Genomic DNA, 1,236 nt, shown 5'->3' on the forward strand with positions numbered 1-1,236 from the left:
TTACTGTAACATACGGTATGTGCTTTGGTTAGTAGCTTTTATGCCTTCTCAAGTTTTTAGTTGGTTGCGGCGGATCGGCTTTGGGACAAAATTAGCTATTCTTCCACGGCACGGAAATCCCCTTGAGGTACCTTAGATAACACAACCGTTTCATGTTGTAGTCGCACACCCTGGTGAACGCCTCCCTCTTCCTCCGGCGGAGGATGCGCCTTCGCAGCGGCGTTATGAAATCTCTTTTGTATGTCGAGAACACGGTTTCGGAGATCGAGCGTAAGTGGTAGTCGCGCAACCACTGTTGCGGATCGTTTATGAAATCGAGCAACATCTCGGTCCAGGCCCAGCTGCCCCTCCGCTTCAGCGTGGCTCCTCCCTTCGGGTAGATGCGCGGCACCGCGCTGACCTCTTCGATCACGTTGCAGTTGTCTCTGGAAAGGTAAGCCGCGTCCAGACTTACGAGCTCTATCGTGGGGTAGCAGTCGGCCGTTTCCTCAAGCAGCTGCTTGAAAAACGGCGACTCATGCGCCGCCGGATTGTCCGGAAACTCGACGGCCGAGATGAGCCCATAGGTGGTGCCGACCATCGCGACCATCTTCTCATACCCGTCCCGCTTTTTCTCGTCGTCCTTATCTCGCCCCCAGTTCTGCTTCATCGAGGTCGAGAGCCCCGTCCCATCCGCGGAGAAATTTTTCTCCAGTTCCCCGACGGGTTTTTGGGTCATCCTGAAGACCTCGTTCAGGATGAGGGTCACCAGCGGGTCGTCGTAGGCCCGCTCGATGGTTTTGTAGGAAAAGGCCTGTTTGATCCCCATTTTCTCCTGAAACAGGAGCACGAGCCCGGCCGCTCCTCTGTTCGCCACGCCGAAGTACTGCTGCATCAGGACCGCCTTCACCAAGTCCTCCGGCGGGTAGGGCGGCCGTCCCGGCCCCTCGAATTTCGCCCCTTTAATCCCCAGCCTGAGCGCCGCCTCGTCGACGGTGTCCCTGATCATCAGCAGCATGTCGTTGATTTCATGGATCTGGGCCTCGTCGTACTTCGACCAGTCGATCTCTCGCTCCTCGCGCGGGATGTACTTGAACCCCTTCTCCTTGAGTTCCTTAATGAGCTCGTCGAGCTTTCGCTGTTTGCTGTCTAACTTCACATTTCCACAAAAAAGATGTGGAACGCAAAGTATTTAAGCTTTTGGGTAAATATACCCAACGATGTTAGGGACTATTGTGGTGATCGTGCTGAACCGCT

1 protein-coding gene is annotated in these 1,236 nt (G+C 55.0%); it reads right to left on the bottom strand.

All coding sequences use genetic code 11. The features are described 5' to 3' along the window. Positions 1–91: 91 nt before the first annotated feature. On the bottom strand, positions 92–1,138 hold the full coding sequence (locus ACP5PX_RS08285) for a transposase (RefSeq protein ID WP_428085474.1): 1,047 nt from the start codon (positions 1,136–1,138) through the stop codon (positions 92–94). Positions 1,139–1,236: the final 98 nt, after the last annotated feature.

The organism is Hadarchaeum sp. (SeqCode) (genome assembly GCF_049969415.1).
In the GTDB taxonomy this organism is placed as follows: domain Archaea; phylum Hadarchaeota; class Hadarchaeia; order Hadarchaeales; family Hadarchaeaceae; genus Hadarchaeum.